The sequence below is a fragment of the Corallococcus exercitus genome (assembly GCF_003611585.1).
GTDB classification, from domain to species: domain Bacteria; phylum Myxococcota; class Myxococcia; order Myxococcales; family Myxococcaceae; genus Corallococcus; species Corallococcus exercitus.
In genome coordinates, this window is the sequence record NZ_RAVW01000022.1 from 21,008 (window position 1) to 44,792 (window position 23,785).

The 23,785-nt window shown below is 68.7% G+C and carries 22 protein-coding genes; 5 read left to right on the forward strand and 17 right to left on the reverse strand.

The features are described from left to right. Positions 1-89: 89 nt before the first annotated feature. From D7W79_RS04840 to D7W79_RS04850, 3 genes are all read right to left on the reverse strand, one after another. On the reverse strand, positions 90-866 hold the full coding sequence (locus tag D7W79_RS04840) for a hypothetical protein (RefSeq protein ID WP_120524148.1): 777 nt from the start codon (positions 864-866) through the stop codon (positions 90-92). Positions 867-870: 4 nt separating this feature from the next. Continuing rightward, positions 871-1,131 (reverse strand): hypothetical protein, encoded by a 261-nt coding sequence (locus tag D7W79_RS43145; RefSeq protein WP_147441800.1) that lies wholly within the window; start codon positions 1,129-1,131, stop codon positions 871-873. 90 nt (positions 1,132-1,221) lie between these two features. Further along, positions 1,222-3,108, reverse strand: coding sequence for a DUF4091 domain-containing protein (locus tag D7W79_RS04850; RefSeq protein ID WP_120524150.1), 1,887 nt, complete (start codon positions 3,106-3,108; stop codon positions 1,222-1,224). 211 nt (positions 3,109-3,319) lie between these two features. On the opposite strand from D7W79_RS04850, the gene D7W79_RS04855 reads away from it, so the two are divergent. Both D7W79_RS04855 and D7W79_RS04860 read left to right on the forward strand, forming a co-directional pair. Beyond that, positions 3,320-3,925, forward strand: a complete 606-nt coding sequence (locus D7W79_RS04855; protein WP_147441801.1) for a hypothetical protein — start codon at positions 3,320-3,322, stop codon at positions 3,923-3,925. Between the two features lie 106 nt (positions 3,926-4,031). Next, positions 4,032-6,179, forward strand: a complete 2,148-nt coding sequence (locus D7W79_RS04860; RefSeq protein WP_244221599.1) for an ATP-binding protein — start codon at positions 4,032-4,034, stop codon at positions 6,177-6,179. Here D7W79_RS04860 and D7W79_RS04865 read toward each other — a convergent pair. Next, on the reverse strand, positions 6,130-6,933 hold the full coding sequence (locus D7W79_RS04865) for a LytR/AlgR family response regulator transcription factor (RefSeq protein WP_120524153.1): 804 nt from the start codon (positions 6,931-6,933) through the stop codon (positions 6,130-6,132). The genes D7W79_RS04860 and D7W79_RS04865 overlap by 50 nt on opposite strands. A 148-nt stretch (positions 6,934-7,081) precedes the next feature. Here D7W79_RS04865 and D7W79_RS04870 point away from each other — a divergent pair, with 148 nt between their 5' ends. Next, entirely contained in the window at positions 7,082-7,678 is a 597-nt protein-coding gene (locus D7W79_RS04870; protein ID WP_120524154.1) for a hypothetical protein, read from the forward strand. A 78-nt stretch (positions 7,679-7,756) separates the two neighbouring features. Here the strand turns inward: D7W79_RS04870 and D7W79_RS04875 are convergent, their stop codons facing one another. From D7W79_RS04875 to D7W79_RS04935, 11 genes are all read right to left on the reverse strand, one after another. Then, a complete protein-coding gene (locus tag D7W79_RS04875; protein ID WP_120524155.1) occupies positions 7,757-8,680 on the reverse strand; it encodes a diiron oxygenase in 924 nt (307 codons plus the stop codon). Between the two features lie 45 nt (positions 8,681-8,725). Continuing rightward, positions 8,726-9,691, reverse strand: a complete 966-nt coding sequence (locus tag D7W79_RS04880) for a hypothetical protein (RefSeq protein ID WP_244221600.1) — start codon at positions 9,689-9,691, stop codon at positions 8,726-8,728. A 573-nt stretch (positions 9,692-10,264) separates the two neighbouring features. Continuing rightward, on the reverse strand, positions 10,265-12,442 hold the full coding sequence (locus D7W79_RS04890; protein ID WP_120524157.1) for a 3-hydroxyacyl-CoA dehydrogenase NAD-binding domain-containing protein: 2,178 nt from the start codon (positions 12,440-12,442) through the stop codon (positions 10,265-10,267). A gap of 37 nt (positions 12,443-12,479) precedes the next feature. Then, positions 12,480-13,691, reverse strand: a complete 1,212-nt coding sequence (locus D7W79_RS04895; RefSeq protein ID WP_120524158.1) for an acetyl-CoA C-acetyltransferase — start codon at positions 13,689-13,691, stop codon at positions 12,480-12,482. A gap of 30 nt (positions 13,692-13,721) precedes the next feature. Further along, positions 13,722-13,865 (reverse strand): acyl-CoA dehydrogenase family protein, encoded by a 144-nt coding sequence (locus D7W79_RS04900; protein WP_244221601.1) that lies wholly within the window; start codon positions 13,863-13,865, stop codon positions 13,722-13,724. Positions 13,866-13,962: 97 nt separating this feature from the next. Next, complete coding sequence (locus D7W79_RS04905; protein WP_120524159.1) at positions 13,963-14,628, reverse strand: TetR/AcrR family transcriptional regulator; 666 nt, start codon at positions 14,626-14,628, stop codon at positions 13,963-13,965. 137 nt (positions 14,629-14,765) lie between these two features. Next, positions 14,766-15,521 carry a DUF5953 family protein gene (locus tag D7W79_RS04915; RefSeq protein WP_120524160.1) on the reverse strand — a complete coding sequence of 252 codons (756 nt, stop codon included), beginning with the start codon at positions 15,519-15,521 and terminating at the stop codon, positions 14,766-14,768. Then, positions 15,518-16,435 carry a DUF6310 domain-containing protein gene (locus D7W79_RS04920; RefSeq protein WP_120524165.1) on the reverse strand — a complete coding sequence of 306 codons (918 nt, stop codon included), beginning with the start codon at positions 16,433-16,435 and terminating at the stop codon, positions 15,518-15,520. Before D7W79_RS04920 ends, D7W79_RS04915 begins: the two co-directional genes overlap by 4 nt. A gap of 38 nt (positions 16,436-16,473) precedes the next feature. Then, on the reverse strand, positions 16,474-17,328 hold the full coding sequence (locus tag D7W79_RS43525) for a hypothetical protein (RefSeq protein WP_158616890.1): 855 nt from the start codon (positions 17,326-17,328) through the stop codon (positions 16,474-16,476). 46 nt (positions 17,329-17,374) lie between these two features. Continuing rightward, complete coding sequence (locus D7W79_RS04930; protein WP_120524161.1) at positions 17,375-17,665, reverse strand: hypothetical protein; 291 nt, start codon at positions 17,663-17,665, stop codon at positions 17,375-17,377. 26 nt (positions 17,666-17,691) lie between these two features. Beyond that, complete coding sequence (locus D7W79_RS04935; RefSeq protein WP_120524162.1) at positions 17,692-18,066, reverse strand: hypothetical protein; 375 nt, start codon at positions 18,064-18,066, stop codon at positions 17,692-17,694. A gap of 206 nt (positions 18,067-18,272) precedes the next feature. Here D7W79_RS04935 and D7W79_RS04940 point away from each other — a divergent pair, with 206 nt between their 5' ends. Continuing rightward, the gene (locus D7W79_RS04940) at positions 18,273-19,235 is read left to right on the forward strand and encodes a hypothetical protein (RefSeq protein WP_120524166.1); all 963 of its coding nucleotides are present in this window, start codon (positions 18,273-18,275) and stop codon (positions 19,233-19,235) included. 3 nt (positions 19,236-19,238) lie between these two features. Here the strand turns inward: D7W79_RS04940 and D7W79_RS04945 are convergent, their stop codons facing one another. Further along, the gene (locus D7W79_RS04945) at positions 19,239-20,618 is read right to left on the reverse strand and encodes an FAD-binding oxidoreductase (protein ID WP_120524163.1); all 1,380 of its coding nucleotides are present in this window, start codon (positions 20,616-20,618) and stop codon (positions 19,239-19,241) included. A 198-nt stretch (positions 20,619-20,816) separates the two neighbouring features. Between D7W79_RS04945 and D7W79_RS04950 the strand changes: the two genes are divergently transcribed. Then, on the forward strand, positions 20,817-23,339 hold the full coding sequence (locus D7W79_RS04950) for a DNRLRE domain-containing protein (protein WP_120524164.1): 2,523 nt from the start codon (positions 20,817-20,819) through the stop codon (positions 23,337-23,339). 67 nt (positions 23,340-23,406) lie between these two features. On the opposite strand, the gene D7W79_RS04955 is transcribed toward D7W79_RS04950, so the two are convergent. After that, a partial coding sequence (locus D7W79_RS04955) for a fatty acid desaturase (protein ID WP_208729639.1) occupies positions 23,407-23,785 on the reverse strand: 379 nt, incomplete at its 5' end.

Genomic DNA, 23,785 nt, shown 5'->3' on the forward strand with positions numbered 1-23,785 from the left:
AGGCGACCGGCCAGCCCCCTCCTAGCATGTGGCGGAATCGGGCTTCAATCCGAGGACGCCTCGCGCGGGCCCGCCGCCCGGGCGCCGCTTCAACCGAAGCTGGACGAAGTCATTCCCGCGGTGCCGCCCGCCAGGGGCTTGTAGGGGAAGTAGAGGTTGCGCACGAAGCGGGTGAACACGTGCTCCTCGTTCCACCGCTGGCGGGCCATGCCGTACACGCCGGGTGCGCGCAGGTCGTGCTCGGAGACGCCGGTGACGAACTCGCGCTCGCTGTAGATGGCGAAGACCTCGTCCACCGCCGCGCGGCTGCGGTACGTGCGGAGCATCGTGCGGTAGATGAGTTCGCTCTCCTTCTGCGTGAAGGCCAACCCCTGGATGGCGTGCGCCATCTCGTGGAAGACCAGGTACTGCTCTGACTCCAGCCGGTCCTGGCGCAGCGCGATCCTGGCCCGGGGCCAGTCCGGGTGGTCCCAGAACAGGCCCGCGGCCTGCGGGGACACCGCGCGGGGATAGCCGTACTTCGCCAGCGTGTGCCCGGGGGGAATCAGCTCCAGCGTCAGGGGCCGCGCGGCCTCCATCCGAGCGATGAGCTGGAGGTTGCCGGCGAGCTGCCGGGCGATCTCCTCCTGCACCCGCTTCACCTGCGCCGCCGGGGCGCCGTACGGCTTGAGCTCCAGCTTCGCGCTCACATAGGCGCGGGCCTTCGCGGGGCCTTCCGCGGGAGGACGGCCCGCGCGCGATTCGAAGACGTCGCCTCCCTCCAGCAAGGTGAAGGCGCTCAGCGGCTGCTTGAGCCCGACCTCCGCCGCCAGCGGGGTGACGTCCGGCGTGGAGCCGTCCAGCGTCTCGTAGCGTTCCGGGGTCATGGGCTCAGGTGCAGGTCTTCGCCTGCTGGTTGCAGGAGTTGGTACAGGCCGGCGTCTGGGTATCGGGGGTGAGCCGCTCGGCGTGGCCCTGCACGGAGTCCGGCGGCTGCCGCGAGGGGGGGAGGGAAGACGCCTTGCAGCTGTTGAGACAGGCGTCGTACCGGTCACGGCAGGACGGCGTGAGGTTCGACGTGTCGAGCGTCGCGCAACCGGACAGCAGCGACAGCGCGGCCGCGAGAAGGGGGATGCCACGGACAAGGTTCATGCCCGGAGTCTAGGCTGGGGAACCCCGGCGGATCATCCGTGCCGGCCCATGAAGGTCCGCGATGGAAATGGTGGATGTATGGGTTGCCGCTCACGGCTTCCGGGCAGACAACCGCCCTCGCGACCTGGAGGCTCCGCCCAGCAACCAGGCCGCCCAGAGCAGACCTCCCGCGACCGCCGCTGAACCTCCCGGGCCCGCGCCACAGCCGCCCACCGCCGCGTTCGTGCCCGGAGCCACCTGCCCGCTCTGGGACGGCGCCTCCACCAGCCCCGGAGTCGCGCCCATTCGCGGCGCGAGGGGGTTGCCTTCGGTCAGCTCCTGGTAGCGCTGGATGAGCCGCAGCCGCGCCGCATCGAACGCGGCGCCGTCGTCCGGCACCCGCCACGCGGTGGGCATCAGCTCCCGCGCCACCTTCCGCGCGAAGTCCGGGTCGCCCGCGTCGCTCACCGCCTTGAGCCACTCATAGTCCTGCATGCCCTGGCGGATGAGCTTCAGCCGCAGCGACGCCACCGGCACGTCCGTCAGCCCGCCAATGACAGACGGGGTGCCCGGGTAGAACAGCGTCCCGTCCCCATTGCCATTGAAGTGGTACTGGTCCGTCCACGCCGTGGGGAGCATGCCCGCTGTCTCGTAATACAGCTCACCCTTGCCGCCATGGAGGAAGGTCAGCCACTCCATCGCGCGCGCCTTCGCCGCGGAGCGGTCCACCAGGTATGACGGCCAGCCCGACCCCGGCTGGTTCTCCGGCATGCTGCTCCCCGGCGGGCAGCCGTGGCTCATGCAACTCTGATACGTCCACAGCTCCGTTCCAGGACGTGAAAGGAAGCCCGTGTACGTCGCGCCCTGGTCCCCCACGAAGCCCGGCTCCGTGCCGTCCAGGTGGTTCACCAGCGGCACCACGACGTCCACCAGGGACTCCAGGCCGTTGTTCTTCAATTGGAGGGAGTTCGTCGTCAGCATTGTGCGAAGGCCGGGCGCGACCTGCCGCACCAGTTCCCCCGCGGCGTGCACCTGCTCGAACGTCGAACCGTGGGGCGGCTCGTCGCCAATCTGGATGAAGCCCTGGCCCAGCCAGCCGCGCTGCCGCAGGTGCTCGGTGAAGTCGCGCAGGTCCTCGGCGATGAGCGGGCCTTCATATTCCAGGCTCGTCATCCGCGCGCCGGACAGCCGCGTGGGCGAGGTGCCATCCAGGTAGGGGCCCCACGTCGCGTCGAAGTCGCTCCACTCCGGCGGCCAGGGCGCGCGCAGGAAGATGCTGGGCAGCGTGAGGCGGTGCTCCAGCGCCATCTGCTGGTAGCGCGTGAGCAGCGATTGCAGTTCGCTGGAAGAACAGTTGTCCCGGCCCATGTGCGCGCGGCATACCTGCACCGGCGACAGCAGGAACGCCGTGGACAGCGAGGACGTGCCCGGCATCACCGCGTCCACCACGGTCAGCCTCGCCGTCACCTGCCGCTGGAAGCCTCCATCCGCCTCCACCGTCACCGTGCCCGTGTACTCGCCGGGCGGTGCATCCCGGGGCACGTGCACGTCCACCCAGATGGCGCGAGCCTCGTTGACGGGCACGTCGAAGGGGAAGGCATTGCGCGTCTCCCGGGCGACCTCGTCCGTGTCAGGCACCAGCCCGTCTGGCCACCGCCCCACCGCCTGCCCGGGCACGGACGCCTGCCGCGTCGTGAGGTACGCCTCCCGGTACAGCGTCACGTCCGGCCCCGTGAGCATCCCAGGCCCTTCCAGCGCGGGCAGGCGGGCGCGCACGCCCCGCAGGCCGGCTTCACCGCCGTGCAGTGCCACCTGGAAGGAGGCGAACTCGTCGCGCGCGGCGGTGAGGCGCACCTCGGTGCTGCTCCCGGGGACGGTGGCGTCCGGCCGGACCTTCACCATCATCCCCTCGCCCCACACCGCGGGGCCCGCCGCGAACGCAGGCCAGGCCACGGACAACGACAGCAACGCGAGGCCGTACTGTTGAATCTTCACCATACGAACGCAACGCGCACCGCCGGTGAAGGACTTCCAACGCCAGGCCCTTCGCCCCTCCCCGTCATCCAGGTTGGCCAGCCCTCCAGGGACGGGCTTCCATGGCTGGCGCGATGCGCTCCCTCGAACGGGATGGGTGGCGGATTACCCAGACATCCGGTGCTCATCCCTGTGTGCAATTGGGCCCGAGCGAAGGGTGGGCTATGAAGGCGCCATGCCCAAGACACTTGCTCTGCCTTTGCTCGCGTTGCTCACGCTGGTCGGCTGTACCCATCAGGTGCGGCCGAGTCCCGCGCCCATGTCCAACGCGGGGACGCCGCTGGCGCTTCGTGCGCGCTACTTCATCTCCCCGGAGCAGAAGGCCCGCATCGACTCGGACAACTACTTCGTCCTGGGCGCCGCGCACACCTGGAACATCTCCATTGGCGAAGCGCTCACGCGCAGCTTCCCGCAGATGATGGGAACCGTCTTCCAGTCCGTCCAGGAGGCTTCCAGCCCTGACGACCTGGGTGACGCGGACGTGCTCATCGTCCCGGAGATCCAGTTCTTCGACGTCAACGGCGGCGGCTTCGTGTCGAAGCTGAAGCTGACGGTGCGCTCCCGGGGGAGTCAGGACGCCGTCCAGGTGAGCGACCTGTTCGAGGGCGAGTCCCAGAAGAGCAAGGCCGCCTCGGCGTGGATGGGTGGGGCGTTCGCGGGAGAGGAGGCCCTGCGGCAGTCCACCGAGTTCGCCTTCGAGGACGTGATGCCCAAGGTCGCCACCCGCCTGCGGGAGGTCTTCGCCAAGACGCAGGCGAAGGCGGCCGCGGGCGTGCTCTGATAGTTGCTCGGTGATGTCCAGATATTCGAGGAATGCCTGGACATGGTCCGCCGGTAGTAAGGTGCGCGCCGTTTGAATGACGGCGCGATGCCTTGGGAGAACTCCGGTGGCTGGCAGGGAATGGCGGGTAAGGGTCCTGGGGCTGTCGCAGCTGTGCGGCCCCGACGGTCAGCGGGTGAGGTTGGAGCGGCGCACGGCGGCGCTGCTGGCGTGGCTGGCATTGCAGGGCCCCTCGCCCAAGTTCCCGCTCGCCGCCCTGCTGTGGCCGGACTCGCCACCCACCACGGTGCGCAGCAACCTGCGGCAGCTGCTGCGCCGCCTGCGCCTCGCCACGGGGGACGAGGCCCTGGTGGAGGGGGACACCGAACGGCTGGCACTGGTCTCGCCCCTGGCGGTGGACGCCGCGTGCCTCAAGGCCGCCGCCGAAGCCCGCGCCCCCGCGGAGGCCCTGGAGGCCGTCGGGGCCGAGGGCAGCACGCTGCTGGCCGGCTTCGACTTCGATGACTGCCCGGAGCTCGCGCGCTGGCTGGACGGCGCGCGCGCGGGCATCGATGGCTGGGTGCGCGAGGCGCGCGAGGCCCGCATCGCCCAGCTCACGGCCTCCGGGGATTGGACCGCCGCGCTGGGGCTGGCGCAGGCGTGGGCGCGGCAGGAGCCCGAATCCGAGCAGGCCGGCCGCCACCTCATCCGCCTGCACTACCTCCAGGGAGACCGGGGCGCGGCGCTCGCGGCCTTCGAACACCTGCGCGGCGTTCTGGACCGGGAGCTGGGCGTCACTCCCATGCCGGAGACGCTCGCCCTGGTGCGGGAGGTGGAGAAGGCCACGCCGCGCCCGCCCGCCGTTCCGGGCACGCGCTCCTCGCTGCCCCTGTCCGTGCTGCGCCCGCCGGTGCTCGTGGGCCGGGAGGCCGCGTGGCGGCAGCTGGAGGCCGGCTGGGAAGCGGGCCAATTGCTGTTCATCTCCGGCGAGCCCGGCAGCGGCAAGACGCGGCTCGCGGAGGAGTTCGCGACCACGCAGGGCCGCTGGGGGCGCATCGAGGCGCGGGCAGGGGACCGGGACGTGCCGTTCGCCTCCCAGGCGCGCGCCTTCCGCACGCAGCTGCACCGCTGGCCGGACGTGAAGCTGCCGGACTGGGTGCGCACCGAGCTGTCGCGCATCCTCCCCGAACTGGGTGAGCCGCGGCTTTTGCCGCCCCTGGCCTCCGAGGCCGGCATGCTGCGCTTCTACGACGCCATCGTCGCGGCGCTCCACCTGCTCCACGAGCACGAGGACATCAGCGTCGCGGACGACGTGCAGTACTGGGACCCGGCCAGCGCCAGGGCCTTCGCGTTCGCGTTCTCCCGGCTGGCCGACGCCACCCCCCAGGGCGCCCGGAGCCTGCGCTTCATCGACTGCTACCGCAGGGGAGAGCTGTCGCCCGATGCGCGGATGCACGTGACGGGGCTCGTCGAGGCGGGCCTGGCGCGCATCGTGGAAGTGGACGCGCTGACGGACGAGGACGTGAAGCGCATGGTGGCGGGCATGGGGCTGGAGGGCGCGGAGGCGCACGTGGAGGCCCTGGCCCGCTACACGGGCGGCAATCCGCTGTACGTGGTGGAGACCCTGAAGCACCTGCTGGAGACGGACTCGCTGCACCGGGAGTGGCCCCAGCGGCTGCCGCCTCCGGGACGCGTGGGCCCCCTCATCCAGCGGCGCCTGGAGCGGCTGTCACCGCTGGCGCTCCAGTGCGCGCGGCTCGCGGCCCTGGCGGGGGCCTTCTTCCGGACCTCGCTCGTGCCCGGGGTGCTCCAGGTGACGCCGGCGGACGCGCACGAGGCGCTCGCGGAGCTGGAGGCGGCCCAGGTCCTGATGGGCGAGCGCTTCAGCCACGACCTGGTGATGGAGGCCGTGCGGGCCGGGATGGGACCCGGCGAGGACCGCGTGCTGCACGCCCGGCTCGCCACGGTGCTGGAGGAGGACGGCGCCCCCTCCATCCTCCTGGCGCACCATTGGCTGGAGGCCGGGTGGACGGAGCGGGCGCTGCCGCACCTGCTGGCGTCCGCGCGCTCCGACGAACAGGTGCTGCCGCCGGAGCTGGCGGCGGAGCACTACGCGCGGGCCGCGGCCCTGATGCAGTCCGTGGGACAGCACGAGGACGCCGTGCAGGCGCGGGCCGCCGAGGCCCGGTGCCGCCTCCAGGCCGCCTCGGCGGGAGGACAGCCCTTCACCCCTGGGCCAACAGGAGGCCCAGGCGCTCGCGGTAGCCTCGGCTGAGCTTCAGCGTGGTGCGGTCGCGCAGGATGACCTGGTACTCGCCATGGAGCAGCGGGCGCAGCTCCTGGACCCGCTGGAGGTTGATGAGCGTGGAGCGGTGGATGCGGACGAACCGCTCCGGATCCAACCGGGCCTCCAGCTCCCGCAGCGGCTGACGCAGCAGGTGGCCGCGCCCGCCCACGTGCACCTGGACGTAGTTGTCCTCCGCCGCCATCCAGTCCACGTCGTCCACGGGGAGCAACGTCACCCGTCCCACCTCGCGGATGACCAGCCGGTCCAGGTAGCGCGGTGCGCGGGACGGCTCGGGGCGCGCCTTCACCAGGCCCGCGAGCTGGAGGACGAGCTGCTGGATGCGCTCGCGGCGCACGTGCTCCTTCGCGCGGCCCAGCACCTGGACGAAGCGCTGTGGCACCAGGGGCTTGAGGAGGTAGTCCAGCGCGCCGGCCTCGAAGGCGCGCAGCGCGTGCTCCTCCCGGGCGGTCATGAAGACCACGGCCTGGGCGCACGTGCCTCCCGCCTCCTGGAGCACCTGGAAGCCATCCATGTCCGCCAGCGCCGTGTCCAGCAAGAGGATGTCCACGGGCTCGCGCCGCAGGGCCTCCACGGCGGCGCTCCCCGTGTCGTGGACTCCCGTGATGCGAATGTCGGCATCGGCGTCCAGCAGCAGCCGCACGAGCCGCCAGGTCTCAGGCTCACTGTCGACAACCCCCACGCGGATGGGCACCGACTCGAACAACGCCTCTTGTAGGTCCATCCTCTTCCTCCCTGTCTCCAATGCCAGCTCACCCACGGTCCGGGCCGCTTCGTCCCAGGCAGGGAGCGGCTCGCGGCAGGGTGATGGCGGGTGTCTGTCCATGCCGGTACTCCTCACGGCGTTTCCCTTTCGCTGTCTGGAGTCAGCCATGATGCGTCGTTTCATGTCGTACGCCGTGCCGGCGGCCGCGCTGTTGCTCGCGGGCTGCGGTGGTCCCGAGACCCAGGCCCCGGCCGAGAGCCCCGCCGAGCCGGCGGTGGCCACCACGAAGCAGGGCCTGAGCACCATCACCATCAACGACTTCCCGCTCGCCTTCTACGTTCCTCCCAAGGTGTCGGGAGACGGAGACTTCGCGGGGCATGGGCCGCAGATGGACATCGATTTCGAGCTGGACGTCCGCAACGGCAATGAGCTGTGGATCGCCATGCGCATCTGGGGCAGCGAGGTGCCCGGAACCACGGGCGTCCACGGCGACCAGTTCTACCACATCGCCACCACCGCCAGCCCCATCGTGAGCGTGTCGCCGTCCCCGTGCCCCATCAGCCAGTACTCCGCCTTCGGGCCGGAGTTCAGCTTCCACTACAAGGACACGGGGCACTCGTTGGACGCGTTCGGGTTCCAGCAGGTCCCCGACAACACGCGCATCGTGCAGAGCCTCACGTGCGTGGGCGACACGGCGGGGGACGAGGCGGGGACGCGGACGGGGTGTTCGGCGGTTTTGCATGACCTGACCATCACCTTCTGATGTCAGGCGTGACGGCGGCGTGACGGGCGTGGGGCCCGGACGCCGCTCGTCACCGCCGCGGCGGTCGCTGAATCCGCTTCAGGTGCAATAGTACGTCGGGGCCAACTCCAGCACACGCTGCTCGGCAAGGGGAGAGAGCGCGCGCAGGCGGGAGAGGAAGAGGGGAGCCTTCATCCCCATCCCGATGAACCCATGGACATACGAACGCTCCTGGGACTCGGACAGCTGCTGGCGTTCGGCGGGCGTGAACGTGCGCCCCACGGCCTTCTCCAGCGTCTGGAGGTCCAGCGCGAGCTGGGCGTTCAGCGTCCCGCGCAGCGCCTGGAGCAGCTCCGAGTACTCGGTCAGGGCCGCTTCCAGGGTGTCGGGCGCCTCGGCGAGGATCTTCTGGGCCTCCAGGAAGTCCAGCCGCGTGTGCTGCGCCTCCTCCAGCCAGTGGTGCTTGAGCAGGTTGCAGAACAGCGGATCCAGCGTCTCGTCTTTGTTTCCGCGCACGGTCTCCTGGTAGTGCTGCTGCGTCATCAGCTCCATGTGCAGGTTGAAGATGAGCACTCCCAGGTTCGACTTCGCCATGATGGCCCGGGCCACCTCCACCTGGTTGTCGAGCAGGGCCGGGGCGACCTTGAACCCCTTCGCGAACGCGCCGGTGAAGCGCGAGAAGAGCTGCTGGTGCTTCAGCTCCTCCTCGGTGAAGCGCAGGAGCGCGCGCATGTGCGTCGCGTTCCCGTGCAGCTCCAGGCCGGCGCGCTGGGCGGCCAGCGCGACGGCGTACTCCTCCAGGAACAGGAACAGGTGGGCGTAGCTGTTGGAGCGGATGTGATTCAACATCAGCCGCTCCTCCGTGCTCAGGAAGGGGATGGCTTCCGTCCCTGTCAGCGCATCCGAAAGGAACCGGTGGCTGAAGTCGAGCACGGTGTCCTTGGGCAACAACTCATCAAGACGCCAGGACACCTTCTCCGAACTCTGGATGCAGGACTGATACTCCGCCGTTTGATTGAGCATTCATCAATCAGACAGGTGTTTCCGGTTGCCAGTCAATCCCTCCACTCACTTGCGCGTTGAACCACAGGTCGAGCAATCAGAGGCGCAGCTGTCATAGGTCTTGCCCGTGCCGCACGACTCGGTGACCTGACAGGTTCCATCTCCGCAGCTGTAGATGTCCTGGGAGCGCAGCTGGGTGGTGATGGGCTGATAAGAGATGCCGTTGATGACACAGCGCTCCCAGAAGGTGTGCGTCGCATCGCGGGTGCAAAGGGTTGCGCACTGGCCCACGTGCTGGAGCGGGGCACACCCGGTGTCCTCACCGGTCCCCCTGGCGGAGAGCGCGCAGCCCCGGGTGGTGCTCTCATCCCGCCTCAGGACGCGGTCGTTGCCGACGAAGATGCCCTCGGTGGTGAACAGGTTGCCGAAGAAGCAGGCCTCCTTCTCCGGGTAGTCCGCGGCCTCGTTGGACGCCATGGGGATGGCGCCGCCCGTGGAGTCGCGGCCCCGGACGGAGATGGGGACGGAGACGCCGAGCTTGTTGACGTGCGCGGCGAGGCACGCGGAGAGCCGTTGCTGCTCCGCCACGGTGGCGGCGGCGCCCTGGGCCCAGGCGGTGGCCAGCCCCAGGCGGCCCGGCCAGGTGTAGGTGACGCCCGTGGTGGGGTTGGTCCAGACGCGCGTCTGACCGGCGGGCAGGGCGCACGCGACGACGTACTTCATCACCATGTCGGAGTAGGTGACGGACGCGTTCCCGTTGAACCAGGCCGTGAACGAGGTGGCCGCCAGTCCGTTGGTGGAGAGCCCATTCGTGGACAGGCCATTGGTGGACAGGCCGTTCGTCGAGAGCCCATTCGTCGAGAGGCCATTCGTGGACAGGCCGTTGGTTGTGAGGACCTCCTGGGAGAGCGTGCCTGGCTCCGGAGGCGGCTGCGCATCCTCTTCGCTCCCGACGCAGCCTCCCGCGCCCAGAAGCAGCCCCAGGCAAAGGAATGCCACGGCACGGCCCATGCTCGACGTCTGAGTCTTCATGTGAACCCCCCCACAAGGCATTGCGACGACTGCGAAGCCTAACGAGTGCGGTTCCCGTAAACCTTTACCCTGACGTGAGGGGCTGGACCGACCTGGACGGGTCTAAACAGCCATCTAAGTAAAACCCGCAACGGCGCAACACAGTGTCAGGCGCCACTTCCACGCTAACGCGGTGCGTATTGAGCACCCGGGGGCAGGGGCCTACAAGCCCTCTTGTTGTCAGGGTGCCAATAATCATCGGAGGCCGTGCCGAAGTGGCGGGCGTTGACGATGCGGCCGTAGTCACTGCTCGTCCGCGCGTCGTCGCCGTAGAAGCTCCGCACGCCTGCTGGAGCAGCTCCGTGAAGCGCCCCTTCAGCTCCGGGGGCAGGAGCACGCAGTCCGGCGCGATGACAGCTGATGGGGCTGGTTCCAGGGCTCGATGATGAGCGTCACGCCCAGCGGATCCGCGTACTGCCAGGCCCGCGCCGCTGGATGACCAGCGGCGCGGAGCCCTTCCGGGGCTGCATCCAGGCCTTCACGCCCTTGAGGGCCGTCTTCAGCTCCCCGTAGATGCTGCCCGCTGCTTTACGTCTACTCGAGCAGCTCTCCACGCTCCGCCTTGGCGACGAGCGACGCGGGCGGAAGGAAGTGCTTCCCGTAGCGCTCCGCGAGCTGGCGCGCGCGGATGACGAAGCCGCGGGGCCCCGTGCCGGACGGGCCCTCGTAGCCGTTGATGTACTGCACGACGCCGCCCGTCCACGGCGGGAAGCCGATGCCCAGGATGGAGCCCACGTTCGCGTCCGCGACGGAGCGCAGCACGCCCTCGTCGAAGCAGCGCACCGTGTCGATGGCCTCCGCGAAGAGCATCCGCTCCTTCATGTCCTCGAAGGGGATGGTGTGGCCCGGCTTCGTGTAGTGCTTCTCCAGCCCCGGCCAGAGGTTCGTGCGCTTGCCGTCCGCGTAGTCGTAGAACCCGCCGCCCGTGGAGCGGCCCTTGCGCCCGTGCTGATCGATCATGGCGTCCATGACCGCGTAGCTGCCGTGGTCCTGCCACGGCTGGCCCGCGGCCTCCACGGCCGCCTTCGTCTCCTGGCGGATCTTCCGGGGCAGCGTCAGCGTGAGTTCGTCCACCAGCTGGAGCGGGGCGGCGGGGTAGCCCGCCTGGAGGCCCGCCTGCTCGATGGACGCGGGCGCGATGCCCTCGCCCACCATGGCGATGGCCTCGTTGAGGAAGGTGCCAATCACGCGGCTGGTGAAGAAGCCCCGGCTGTCGTTGACGACGATGGGCGTCTTGCCAATCTGCACCGCGATGTCGATGGCCTTCGCCAGCGTCGCGTCACTCGTCTGCTTGCCGGCGATGAGCTCCAAGAGCGGCATCTTGTCCACGGGGGAGAAGAAGTGCATGCCCACGAAGTCCGGCGGCCGGGACACGCCTTCCGCGAGCAGGGTGATGGGCAGGGTGGAGGTGTTGGACCCCAGCACCGCGTCCGGCGCCACCACGCCTTGAATCTCCTGGAAGACCTTGTGCTTGAGCTTCACGTCCTCGAACACGGCCTCGATGACCAGGTCGCAGCCCGCGAGCGCGGCGGGGTCTTCCGCGGGGGTGATGCGCGCCAGCAGCGCGTCGCCCTTCTCCTTCGTGACGGAGCCCTTGGAGACGGCCTTCTCCACCAGCTTGACGGAGTAGCCCTTGCCCTTCTCCGCGGCCGCGAGGCTCACGTCCTTGAGCACCACGTCGATGCCGGCCTTGGCGCACACGTAGGCGATGCCCGCGCCCATCATGCCCGCGCCCAGCACGCCGACCTTCCTGGCCGTGTGCTGCGGGTAGCCCTTGGGGCGGCCGCCGCCGGAGTTGATGTGCTGCATGTCGAAGAAGAACGCCTGCATCATGTTCTTCGCGACCTGGCCGACGACGAGCTCCGTGAAGTAGCGCGACTCGATGGTGAACGCCGTGTCCACGTCCACCTGCGTGCTCTCCACCGCCACCGCCATGATGGCGCGCGGCGCCGGCATGTTCGCGCCCTTGAGCTGCTTGCGCAGGTTGGCGGGGAACGCGGGCAGGTTCGCCGCGAACGCCGGATGGGACGGCGTGCCGCCCGGAATCTTGTAGCCCTTCTGGTCCCACGGTTGCTGCGCCGTCGGGTTCGCCTTCACCCACGCCTTGGCCGCGGGCAGGAGCGCGTCCACGGACGGCACCACCTCATGCACCAGCCCCAGGTCCTTCGCCTCCTGCGGGCGGTAGCGCTGGCCCTGGAGCAGCACCTTCATCAGGGCGTCCGTGATGCCCAGCATGCGCACGGTGCGCACCACGCCGCCGCCGCCGGGCAGCAGGCCCAGCGTCACCTCCGGCAGGCCCACCTGCGCGCCCTTCACGTCCGCGATGATGCGGCGGTGGCACGCGAGGGCGATCTCCAGCCCGCCGCCCAGCGCCGCGCCGTTGATGGCCGCGACCACGGGCTTGCCCAGCGTCTCCAGCGTGCGCAGCTGCGCCTTGATCTCCTGGCCCAGCTCGAAGACCTGCTTCGCCTCGTCCTTCTTCACGCGGCGCAGGTCGTTCAGGTCGCCGCCCGCGAAGAAGGTCTTCTTGGCGGAGGTGATGACGACGCCGGTGATGCTGTTCTTCTCCTTCACCAGCCGGTCCACCGCCGCGCGCATGGAATTCACGTAGGCGGCGTTCATGGTGTTGGCGGACTGGGAGGGGTCGTCCATCGTCAACACGACGATGCCGTCCGCGTCCTGTTCCCAGCGCAGGGTGTTCTGTTCGCTCATGGCTTTGCTCGGATGTCTTTGAAAGGAGGGGGAGGGTTCAGACGCGCTCGACGAGGGTGGCCACACCCATGCCGCCGCCGACGCACAGGGTGACGACCGCGCGGCGCGCCTTGCGCCGCTCCAGTTCGTCCACCACGGTTCCAAGAATCATCGCGCCGGTGGCGCCCAGCGGGTGGCCCATGGCGATGGCGCCGCCGTTGACGTTGAGCTTCTCGTCCGGGATGCCCAGGTCCTTCTGGTACTTGAGGACCACGGAGGCGAAGGCCTCGTTGAGCTCGAACAGGTCGATGTCCTTCACCGACAGGCCCGCGATGTCGAGCAGCTTGCGGGTGGCCGGCAGCGGCCCCGTCAACATGATGGTCGGCTCCGCGCCGGACGTGGCCACGGCGGCGATGCGCGCGCGCGGCGTGAGGCCCAGCTTCTTGCCCACCTGCTCGGAGCCCACCAGCACCAGCGCCGCGCCGTCCACGATGCCGGAGGAGTTGCCCGGCGTGTGCACGTGGTTGATGCGCTCCACCGCGTGGTACTTCTGGAGTGCCACCGCGTCGAAGCCGCCCATCTCGCCCATGGTCGTGAAGGACGCGTTCAGCTGGCCCAGCGAGGCCACGGTGGAGTCCGGGCGCATGTGCTCATCGCGGTCCAGGATGGTGAGGCCGTTCTGGTCCACGACGGGGACGACGGACTTCTGGAAGTAGCCGTTCGCCCAGGCCTTCGCGGCCAGCTCCTGGGAGCGCACCGCGTAGCGGTCCACGTCCTCGCGGGTGAAGCCCTCCATGGTGGCGATGAGGTCCGCGGAGATGCCCTGCGGCACGAAGTAGGTGTCGTAGTTGGTGGCGGGGTCCATGGCCCACGCGCCGCCGTCGGAGCCCATGGGGACGCGGGACATGCTCTCCACGCCGCCCGCGATGACCAGGTGCTCCCAGCCGGAGCGCACCTGCTGCGCGGCCAGGTTCACCGCCGTGAGGCCGGAGGCGCAGAAGCGGTTGAGCTGCACGCCGCCGGTGGTCTCCGGCAGGCCCGCCGCCAGCACCAGCGTGCGGGCGATGTCCGCGCCCTGGTCGCCCACGGGGGACACGACGCCCAGCACCACGTCGTCGATGTACTTCGGGTCCAGGTTCGGGTGGCGCTGCTTGAGCGCGTCCACCAGGCCGACGAGCAGCGACACCGGCTTGGTGCCGTGCAGGGCGCCCTTCTTGCCCTTGCCGCGAGGGGTACGGACCGCGTCGAAGATGAATGCTTCCTGGCTCACGGGGAGCCTCCTTGTGAGAAGGGGAGGACGCTACAGGGACCGGGCGACGAGTTCCTTCATGACCTCGTTCGCGCCGGCGAAGATTCGCAGGACGCGCGTGTCCGCGAACAGATGGGCGATGGGGTATTCCTTCATATCGCCGTACCCGCCGAACAGCTGGAGGCACCAGTCCACGCCGAGTCAGGCCTGGTCGGACACGCAGTCCTTCGCCATGGCCGCCGTGTGGACGGTGCCCGGCAGGCGAGGGGGCCCGGACCGCCCGTGGGTCCGCTCACTTCGGGGGCCCCGGCTTCTTCGTCGCGGCGCCGCGCCCGGGCGTCGCCGTCCGGGCGAGCTGGGGGAGCAGGTCGCGCACGATGAGGAGGAGCGATTCGCTTAGGAGCAGGTGCGTCTCCTCGCGGCTGAGCGTCCCGTCGCGGAGCCACTCGCGGATGGAGGACTTCACCAGTCCGCCGTAGGAGCGGATCATCGCCCGCTGCCTTGAATCATTGCCGACCTCGGCCTTGAGCCCCAGGAACTCGAGCGTTCGCGACGCGGCCACGTCGTCCGCCTCGGCGATGATGCGCTCGACGTCCGGATCCACGCCGATGCCGCCGCTCCCGATGACGGCCAGGTACGTCTTGCCGTGGGTCGCCACGGTGTCCAGGTACCACTCGACGCTGCGCTCGACGCGCTCTCGCAGGGTGCCGGTCATGGGGACGCTCTTTTCGATGCCGGGCATGAGCAGCATCCGCTTCACGACCTTCAGGTAGAGGTCCCGCTTCTGCCCGAAGTAGTGGTTGAGGAGTCCCCGCGCGACGCCCGCCTCCTTGGCGATGTCGGTGGTGGAGACCTCCGCGTAGGGGCGCTCGCCGAACAGGCGCATGGCGCAATCGAGGATCTGCTGCCGACGCTCGTCCGGTTCGAGCCGTTTCCAGCGGGGGGCCAGGGCGCTCATCGGCGTGCCCCCGGCCAGGGGAGGAACGCGGGCAGGTCCTGAGTCTCCGTCCGGGAGAATCGCGCGGGTCGCTTCTGCATGAAGGCCATGACGCCTTCTAGCGCGTCAGGGCTGTCCGCCAGGCTGGTCCGCGGGGCTCAAGGCATCGAGCGTCCGCCAATCTCCGGGAAGCGCTCGTAGGTCCGCAGGAGCGTGTCCAGGTGGGCAGGGTTGTTGTAATCGAGTGGCGCGTCCGTGAGTTGCACGACCCACCCGCCCGACGCCGTCCGCCGCGACCGCGCGAGCAATTCGGTGTCGCGAGCAGGATCCGGGAACCCGATGGTCCGTGCGGCAGCGGCCGACCAGTAGTTCAGCCACCCCAGGAAACATGGAATCTCGGGGGCGGGGAGCTTCTCGGGAAGGTGGAGCATGGGAAGCCCACGGGGTGAGCGCTCCGGCCCATTCGCCGAGCGGCGCATCTGCTGCGCGACCTCCGCACCGTAACCATTGGGCGACGCATGCCCCCAGAACGAGCGCGCTCCCTCCGCCACGGCTTCAAGCACAGCTGCCGAAGCCGCGATCACGGCTGCGTCCAGTGGCAGCTTTGCATGAACTTCAAACTGGGGCCGACCGCCTGGGCTGAGGAGTGCCGGGCTTTCCCAGCCCGTAAGCGTCACGGGGTGACGCTCGTCTCCGTTGCATACAAGAGGGAAGCCACCGTCCTTGATTCTTTCGACGAGCCACGCGTCGCGCTGCGGCAGGGCGATGAGCTGCCCTCCTTCGCCGACTTCCCATTCCAGGCGCAAGCCGGGGAGCGCATGTTCCATCCCATGGGCAATGGCGAGCGTGCGGCCGTCGTCGGCCATGAGCACAGGCGCGTAGACGATAAGAGTGAGGGCTTTACGCCTGGTCATCGTGTGCACCCCGTGACGACGACATCCAGCGAGGGAATTTGGTCGAGGAGCGCGTCTTTGTGTGACTGAGTGCTCACCCCGATGACGAAGCCATATCCACATGCCGCCGCCGCGTCTCGCTCCTTCCTGAGTTGTTTCACTTCTTTCTCAATCTCCTGGTCTTGGACGAAGGCGTTGTACGTATCAAACTGATGGGTCTTGATCTCCCACAACACCCGCACGCCGACTTGCAGCGCATCGAAGCGGGCACCGCCCACGAGCACGTCCATCCCGGGATAACGGTTGGGCGGGACCTTGTCGGCACAGTCGTTATGGAAAGTATCCTGGCCCGCGTGAGGCACAGGAACGGGCTCGCAACTTGCGTGGCGCGTTGGGCCCACGGGGACAGGTGGCACCGGGGGCTGCCTGTCCTGCCCTGCTGGCTCGGGTTCCGCCTCTGGCTTCCGTTTCGCGACGGCCTCCCGGGATGCCGCCTTCGTTCCTCGCGCGGTCCCTGATTCTTCAGGGTAGAGATGCCGTAGCTCATATGCATCCAGCTCCTCCTTGATGGCGACGGCGACCACCACCACGCCAAGGACGATCACGGCTCCCACGACGACCTCCGGAGCCGCCAGGACACAGAACCCAAGTCCCACGGCTGCGGCGCCAGTGGAGGCAACCGCGCATCTTCCCGTGGGGTCGTGGAACTCGACCCGGTCACGGTCGAGGGCCTGGAAGCACCTCTCCACCAAAACGGGCCATGGCTGGGACGCCTCACGGACGACGCAACGGCCGCCATCAAGCCAGGGCAGCTTCGCTGCTCGCTGGAGGTGGGTGATTCGCTGGCTCCGAGGCCTATGCGGAGCGGGTGACGGCGTCGATGCAGCACAGGCCGAGAGAAAGAGGAGGAGGGGGATGCAAGCGCGGATGCGCATGACCACGGCCTTTCAACCACGGAGCGGCGGACTCACGTCTACGGGTTGCCCGCTTCCGCGTACAGCACGAACCCATCGACGGGCATGGGTGCATGGGGGACCAGCGTCTTCACGAGAAAGAGGTTGTCGCAGTGCTCGGCGTTCAGTCCGCCAAAGACTGTCTTGATGGCCGGCTCCACGCACTCTTCAGCGGAAAGAGATGCGCTGCCTGCCTGAGCAAGCCTGCGCACGATGTGCGCGGGGTGAATCGTCCACTCATGGCTCCCAGGATCGATTCGAGTGCCCAGCTGTCCGAGCCACCGCACGAGGTCCACTCTTTGTGACTCAAGAAGCTTGTCGAAGTCCGTCCTGGGCGGCTTGCCGCTGGAGGGCGCGAGCCATCCGGTCACGCTCGCCTCCGGCATGGCCGACTCCGACCATGCGGCCACCGCCGATGGATCGATGATCCGAAACCGCGTATCCACGCGGTCCATCGGCGGTTCGCTGTTCCAATAGCGCGTGAACTCCTGACCGACGTACCCCGAGAGTTCGACGCGCCCACCGGCATCCACCTCCATCAGGAACTCAGGGGTGCTGTCGTAGATGTTGTACTGAAATGCAGGCACGCCCAGGCGCGAGGCAAGGCGCGCGAGCAGCGGCGGGGTTCCCTGCATCAGGAGCTCGAAGGGAGCGGTGCGCAGGACCGTCCATCCGGGGGCGCCGTGAAAGCCCGCCAGACCCCAGCGCCGCACCTCGTCCCCGAGCCCGTACTGCATGCGATCGTACGGCTCCGGGGTGCGCGGCCCGGGGGTCGTCAGTCGCCGGCCCGCCTCCACCAACAAGCGTGAGAGTTCCCTCTCGACCCTGGCGAGATCCGCGCACTGGATGAAGGCCACGTTGAGCCACGTTCCCATGCGGGAGGAGCCTGCCAGTCGAGGCGATGCCGGTCCACGAGCGGGCCTACTGGCAGAACCAGCCGTTCTGCACCCAGCCCCACTTGTTCACGTGCCCATAGGCGAAGCCGTAGGCCCACTCGCCGCTGGGCGAGTACTTTGTCACCTCCATCGTCTGCCCCGCGTACAGCGTGCCGATGAAGATGCCCGCGGGCGCGTCGCGGACGTACAGGTCCTGCGCGCACACCGTCAGCCGCGAGCTGGCCCACGCCGGCTTCACCTGGAAGGCCTGCCACGCGCCCACCGCGCAGAGCGCGACCAGGGCCGCGCGCACCAGCTTCGTCTGGAAGGTCGTCATTTCCGTCCTCGTTCCGGGCATGGGGTTCAGAAGCAGCCCGCGATGGGGTTGTTGGGGCCCGCGCACCGGGTCATGCAGGAGCGCAGCAGGTAGCCCCAGTCATCCGGGCCGTAGTCCAGGATGACGGCCCACGACGCCGTGCCCGCGTCCTGCCGGATGCCGACCTTGTCGCCGTAGCCGAGCACGCGGATGGGATCCCTCGGTCCCGACGTCGTCGAGTAGTTGCCGTACATCGTCGCGCTCTGACAGGTGACGATGGCGTGGTCCGTGTAGACCTGCTGCGCGACGCTGCCACGGCCCTCGTCCGGGGAGCGCTCCTCCGGAGCTTCCGGCCCACAGCCGGGCACGACCGCCAGCAGTCCCGAGACTCCCAACACGACGGCGCTTCGCTTGAGGTTCATGCCTGAGCTGTAGGGCCTCTTGGGAAAACCCGTCAATACGAGGCTGTCACGTTCCTGTCTGGACTGATGACTTGAGACATCAGGTGATGAACCGCGTCATCGGGCCACGCGCCGCGTCGTGGGGGAACTCGCGTCCCAAGTGACTGATTTCACGGAAGGGCCTCGCAGCCCGGGGGCTGGCATGTGCCGTGCTCTTGGGTCCCGGCATGTCCATCTCCTCCCTGAACCGCGCGTCCTTCTCCCAGCCCCTCTCGAGCCCCTCCCAGCTCCAGCCGGCCGCCGTGGCGGGCACCCAGGCGCAGCAGCCCCGCGGAGACCTGCGGCGCATGCTCATGACGGACTCCTTCGAGCAGGGACCGGGCCGCGTCGGCGGAGCCTCCGGTGACTTCGAGAAGCAGCTGGCCCAGGCGGTGAGCCAGCTCTCGCAGCTGGTGCAGGCCCTGGAGGTGCCGTCCCTGGGCGACCTGGGCGAGGACGCGCAGGTTGCCGCTCCCAAGGTCGGCGGGGCGGGTGGTGCGGCTCCCACCGCGAGCGCGGCGGCTCCGGCGCACCCCACGTACAACAGTGACGCGGGCCCCGGCTTCGGCCCGCCGTCCGCCGGCTCCACGGAGCCCGCGCCCGCGAACGCGCCGTGGCTGGCCAAGAACAACGTCGGGTCGCCCTACAACAGCAACATGCAGCTCATCGACCCGGGCCAGAAGGACCAGTTCAAGTACACCAACACGTTCACCAACAACACGAACGCGCCGCGGACCATCACCCTCTGGAACAAGACGGGGGAGAACGGCAACCCGAACGACGGGCAGAACTTCGACAAGAGCACGCCGAAGACGTTCACGCTCCAGCCCGGCCAGTCGCAGGTGGTGGCGTTCGACAGCAACAGCAGCGTGGCGTGGTGCGCGTCGAAGGACGGCTCGGCGAAGCCCGGCGCGAACTCCGGGCAGACGTGGGGCGAGGCGACGTTCGCGAACTCCGGCACGGGCTGGAGCGGCTACGACACCAGCCAGATTTCCCCCGCGGGCCACAACGGCAAGATGTCCATCACCAACGAGGCGACCGGCAAGACCGTGACGGAGGCCAACGCCTGGCAGACGGAGAAGGACGACCCGGCGGGCCATGACGTTGGCGTTCCCGCCGGGCCGCTGAACCTCAAGACGGAGCTTGGCTGAGCCTCAGTGGGCCTGGGGTGAATCCAGGCCGAGCGCCGCCTTGCACATCTTCGTGTACAGGTCCCGGAAGAGGTTGTCCGGGTCCGTGCGCTGCTTCACGGCCTGGTACGTGTCCTTGTTCCAGAGGCTCCAGAACGTCTCCTCGTCGTAGTAGTTGTAGGAGATGAGCGTCTTGGTTCCGTTGACGCGCTGGAGCTCGTCCTCCAGCTCCTTGTAGACGTTGCGGCCCGGCGGCTGCGGCATGCCGTACACGGCGAGGTCCAGGAACAGCGGGTCCTTCATGCCGGACCACCACTGGGGCGTCAGCCACTCGTAGTCGCGCGTCCGCCGGAAGGGCACGCACCAGACGGGGTAGTGCTTCATCTCGCGGTGGTACCAGTCCATGAACTCGGCCGCGCGCGAGAAGGGGACGAACACGTCCACGATGACCGGCGGATCCTTCTTCGGCAGCAGGCGGGTGAAGCGGTTGGCCGTCCTCAGCACGCTGTCGGAGTGGATGAGTTTGCCGAACAGTGCCCGCGCGACGAGGTTCTTCGGTTTGACGTGCGTGACGCCCCGGTTGTAGCGGAAGAGGTAGTCGTACGTCGGGAGGTAGTCCTCGCTCCGGCGCGGGATGCTCTCGCAGTACGCGGTGAGCCAGTCGTAGCGGTGCACGTACGGGGCCCTGTCCACGAAGTGGCCCACGCACAGCACGTGCTTCGTGGGGGAGAAGATCTGCCCGTCCAGGTAGTCCGCCCCCGGGTCCTGGAAGTGGTGCCAGATGCCCTGCTGGAAGGACTCCAGCGAGTCGTGCGTCTCGTTCGTCACCCGCACGTAGGGCGCGCAACGCACCAGCTTGAAGCGCAGCTTCGACAGGATGCCCAGCGTCCCGAACGAGCCGTGCATCATCTCGAAGAGGAGCGGCTCCTCGCGCGGCGAGCAGCGCAGCACCTCGCCCTTCGCGGTGATGACCTCGTACTCCAGACAGGTGTCGTGGAAGCCGCCCTGGCGGAAGGACATGGACTCGATGGAGCACCCCGCGATGGCGCCCCCGAGCGTGATGGTCTTGTGCTCCGGGACGATGTACGGGATGAGCCCGTGGGGCAGCGTCGCGCGCACCACCTCGTCGAAGGTGACCGCGGGCTCCGCCGTGCAGGTCATCCCCACCGTGTCGATGTCGAGGATCTGATCCAGGTCGCTCAGGTCCACCTTCTCATCGCGGCGCCGCGAGTCGAACCGCTTGGGGACGCTGTGAGGTGGGGACTTCTTCTTGAAGGACGCGGGGCCCTTTCCCTTCCGCTGCCGCAGCTGCCGGGCGATGGCCTCCACCTTCGCTTCGTGAAGTGACTGGGCCTGGGAAGAGACCTCCACCCGGGGACCCCCTGTGACCGACTCCGTGAGCATCCATTGCCTCCGTTGATGGAAGGTGCGGAATGTTCCGCCGAGGGGTGAGGCCTCTGCTGTCGGAGCGGGGCCCGCTCGGATGCCTGCCCTGCTGACGTGCCTGGCCTCCGCAACAAAATTGGAGGATTTACGAGAATTCCGTTTTTCGCGACCCGGCCTGTTCGTGCCAGTCGCTTCCCCCTGAACGGACTCCTCCTGATGCCTTCGTTTTCTCCCTCGAAGTCCTGGCGCCACAAGGCGCCGATCCTCCTGAACCTGATGCTGATGGTGGCGTGCGGCGATGTACCTTCGTCCGATGCGGAGGCCCCCGCCTCCGTGGACAGCGCCCTGGAGGCGCCGGTGACGGTGTCGTTCCAGGAGCAGGTCTCGCCCTCGGCCGCGTACACCGGCGTGTCGGACGCCACGCTTTCGGAGAACAGCCCCACCGTCAACGCGGGCGCGGACGCGCTCCTGCGCCTGGACCGCGACTACCCGACGGGTTCAGGGAAGGCGACCAACGGCCTGCTTCGCTTCGACGTGAGCGCCATCCCGGCGAACGCGACGGTGCAGGCCGTCCGGCTGACCTTCAACGTGCGCAACTCCACCACCGGAGAGGGGTACTTCGTCTACGCCGCGGGCCGTCCGTGGACGGAAGGACAGGCCACCTGGACGCTCGCGGCCACCGGCTCACCGTGGAGCGGGGCGGGCGCGAGCGGCGCGGCGGACCGGGGCGCTGTCTCCTTCGCCACGCTGCTGCCGGGCGCGACGGGCAGTTACGGCGTGGACCTCAACGCGGCGGGCATCGCGGCCGTGCAGGGCTGGGTCGCGAACGCGGCCACGAACCAGGGCTTCGTGCTGGATGCTCCCACCAACCTGGACGGGCTGGAACTGGACTCGTCGGAGGCCGCGACGCTCGCCAACCGCCCGAAGCTGACCGTGACCTACGCGCTGCCGGACGGCCAGGGCCCGGCGGGCAACCCGGGCCTCTCCGGCCTGGACAACACGGGCACGACGATTCCGGACACGAACTACGCCATCCCCTCGGGCGCCATCTTCCTGGCGACGGATGGCAATGACAGCAACGCGGGGACGCAGGCGGCGCCGGTGGCCACCATCAGCCGCGCCGTCGCGCTGGTGCCGTCCGGCGGGACCATCGTCGTGCGCGGTGGCACGTACCGCGACTGGCTCAACAACGGCGCGGGCAACTACCGCGTCGCGACGAAGCCCATGACGATTCAAGCCTACCCGCACGAACAGGTCTGGTTCGACGGCACGGACGTCAAGCCGGCCTCGGCGTGGACGGCGGATGGCGCGGGGCACTGGTTCATGGATTGGAGCACGCCCAGCTTCTGCAATGGCGGTTACTACCAGTACAAGTACGACGCCCAGCCGACGACGAACACCGGGCCGTGCAGCCACTTCGACATGTACGGCGACCCGGCGAACCCCGCCGCGGGCGACCCGCAGATGGTCTTCATCGACGGGGCCTACGTGCACGAGGTGAAGACGCTCGCGGAGGCCACCCCGGGCAACTTCTTCTATGACTGGACCAACCGCCGCATCTACATCGCGACGAACCCCTCGGGCCACACGGTGGAACTCGCCGCGCGCCCCGTGGCGCTGGTGCTGGGCTCCACCGGCTACTCGCTGAAGGGCCTGGGCTTCCGGCGGTACGCGACCAACGAGTACAGCGGCACCACGAGCGCGGCCGTCTACATCGGCGCGACGAACTCGCTGGTGGAGAACTGCGTCTTCACGCGGATGGCGGCGGGCTCGCTGAGCATCAAGCCCCAGGGCGGCGTGGTGCGCCGCTCCGTCTTCGCGAACAACGGCTTCACCGCCGTGGGCTCCAACGGCTCCACCAACTCCTCCACGGTCGTCGCGGACGGGCTGGTCCTGGAGGAGAACATCGTCAACGCCAACAACACGGAGCGCTTCGGCACCAACTGCTCGCGTTCGTGCGCGCAGGCGGGCGTGAAGATTGCCCACATGAACGGCTTCACGGTGCGCAACAACGTCTTCGAGAACAACCTGGGCGGCGCGGGCTTCTGGTGTGACGAGGACTGCCGCGGCGGCGTCATCGTCAACAACATCTCCCGCAACAACAAGATCGGCATCTTCTACGAGGTTTCCGACACGGGGATCATCGCGTCCAACCTCATCTACGACAACACGTACGCGGGCATCCAGACGTGCTCGGCGAACACGAAGATCTACAACAACACCCTGGTGGACAACGCGGCCATCGACCTGTGGGTTTACGACGACTCCCGCAACGAACAGGACAAGCGCGGCTCGGACATCGGGCCGGACACCGTGAACGTGCAGGTGGTGAACAACATCCTGTCGGGTGGGAACATCACCACCTTCAAGGCCTCGCGCTCGGACAACAACTTCACCAACACCGGGCCGAACACGTTCTTCTCGGCCATGGACTACAACAGCTATTACCGCTCCGGCGGCAGCGGGAAGTCGCTGATCAACTGGGTGGACACGGGCGGCGTGAACTACACGTCGCTGGCCGCGATGCGCGCGACCCATGGCTGGGAGGCCCACGGCCACGACCTGGCTTCGGGTGGGGATCCATTCTTCGTGAACCAGTCCCTGCGCAACTACGCCGTGCGCAGCTCCAGCCCCGCGTACCTCAGTGGCAGCCCCCTGCCCGCGGACGTGGCGCAGGTGCTCGGGGTGCCCGCCGGCACGGTGACGAGCCGGGGCGCGCTGAACTGGCCGGGGAAGTAGCGGCCTGCCGGACGGTGAGGGACGGGGCCCGGAACCGAGCGCGGTTCCGGGCCCTGTTCGCATCCGCTCAGGTGGCTTCGAGCCGCTGACGCAGCTCCGTGGTGGTCAGCTCCGGTGTGCCGTCCCGGCCCATCAGCGTCTGGCCATCCGCGGAGTAGAGCGCCGGGCGCTGGTACAGCGTGCGCAGGGCGCGCAGGTGGGGATAGACGATGGAGGCCTGGGGGCTCAGCTCCCGCAGGTGCTTGCGCAGGAGCGGGGCGTACTTCGGGCTCTGCGCCGGGAAGATGTGGTGCTCCTGGTGGTAGCTGAAGTTGAAGTGCAGCCAGTTCATCACCGGGTGCGTCTCCACGCTGGCGGTGTTCACGAACGGGTTGTCCGTCTCCTCCGACGCGGGCTGCATCCAGTGGTTGGTGGCGATGTAGATCATCAGCGTGACGTTCCCGATG

Excerpts from the sequence above, each read along its gene's own strand:
- D7W79_RS04935 (WP_120524162.1), bottom strand. The coding sequence starts at position 18,066 with ATGAACCTCAAGCGAAGCGCCGTCGTGTTGGGAGTCTCGGGACTGCTG.
- D7W79_RS04915 (WP_120524160.1), bottom strand. The coding sequence starts at position 15,521 with ATGACCAGGCGTAAAGCCCTCACTCTTATCGTCTACGCGCCTGTGCTC.
- D7W79_RS04875 (WP_120524155.1), bottom strand. The coding sequence starts at position 8,680 with ATGCTCAATCAAACGGCGGAGTATCAGTCCTGCATCCAGAGTTCGGAG.
- D7W79_RS04865 (WP_120524153.1), bottom strand. The coding sequence starts at position 6,933 with ATGGACCTACAAGAGGCGTTGTTCGAGTCGGTGCCCATCCGCGTGGGG.
- D7W79_RS04930 (WP_120524161.1), bottom strand. The coding sequence starts at position 17,665 with ATGACGACCTTCCAGACGAAGCTGGTGCGCGCGGCCCTGGTCGCGCTC.
- D7W79_RS04920 (WP_120524165.1), bottom strand. The coding sequence starts at position 16,435 with ATGCGCATCCGCGCTTGCATCCCCCTCCTCCTCTTTCTCTCGGCCTGT.
- D7W79_RS04890 (WP_120524157.1), bottom strand. The coding sequence starts at position 12,442 with ATGAGCGAACAGAACACCCTGCGCTGGGAACAGGACGCGGACGGCATC.
- D7W79_RS04855 (WP_147441801.1), top strand. The coding sequence starts at position 3,320 with ATGCCCAAGACACTTGCTCTGCCTTTGCTCGCGTTGCTCACGCTGGTC.
- D7W79_RS04850 (WP_120524150.1), bottom strand. The coding sequence starts at position 3,108 with ATGGTGAAGATTCAACAGTACGGCCTCGCGTTGCTGTCGTTGTCCGTG.
- D7W79_RS04880 (WP_244221600.1), bottom strand. The coding sequence starts at position 9,691 with ATGAAGACTCAGACGTCGAGCATGGGCCGTGCCGTGGCATTCCTTTGC.
- D7W79_RS04940 (WP_120524166.1), top strand. The coding sequence starts at position 18,273 with ATGTCCATCTCCTCCCTGAACCGCGCGTCCTTCTCCCAGCCCCTCTCG.
- D7W79_RS04870 (WP_120524154.1), top strand. The coding sequence starts at position 7,082 with ATGATGCGTCGTTTCATGTCGTACGCCGTGCCGGCGGCCGCGCTGTTG.
- D7W79_RS04945 (WP_120524163.1), bottom strand. The coding sequence starts at position 20,618 with ATGCTCACGGAGTCGGTCACAGGGGGTCCCCGGGTGGAGGTCTCTTCC.
- D7W79_RS43525 (WP_158616890.1), bottom strand. The coding sequence starts at position 17,328 with ATGGGAACGTGGCTCAACGTGGCCTTCATCCAGTGCGCGGATCTCGCC.
- D7W79_RS04840 (WP_120524148.1), bottom strand. The coding sequence starts at position 866 with ATGACCCCGGAACGCTACGAGACGCTGGACGGCTCCACGCCGGACGTC.
- D7W79_RS43145 (WP_147441800.1), bottom strand. The coding sequence starts at position 1,131 with ATGAACCTTGTCCGTGGCATCCCCCTTCTCGCGGCCGCGCTGTCGCTG.
- D7W79_RS04950 (WP_120524164.1), top strand. The coding sequence starts at position 20,817 with ATGCCTTCGTTTTCTCCCTCGAAGTCCTGGCGCCACAAGGCGCCGATC.
- D7W79_RS04905 (WP_120524159.1), bottom strand. The coding sequence starts at position 14,628 with ATGAGCGCCCTGGCCCCCCGCTGGAAACGGCTCGAACCGGACGAGCGT.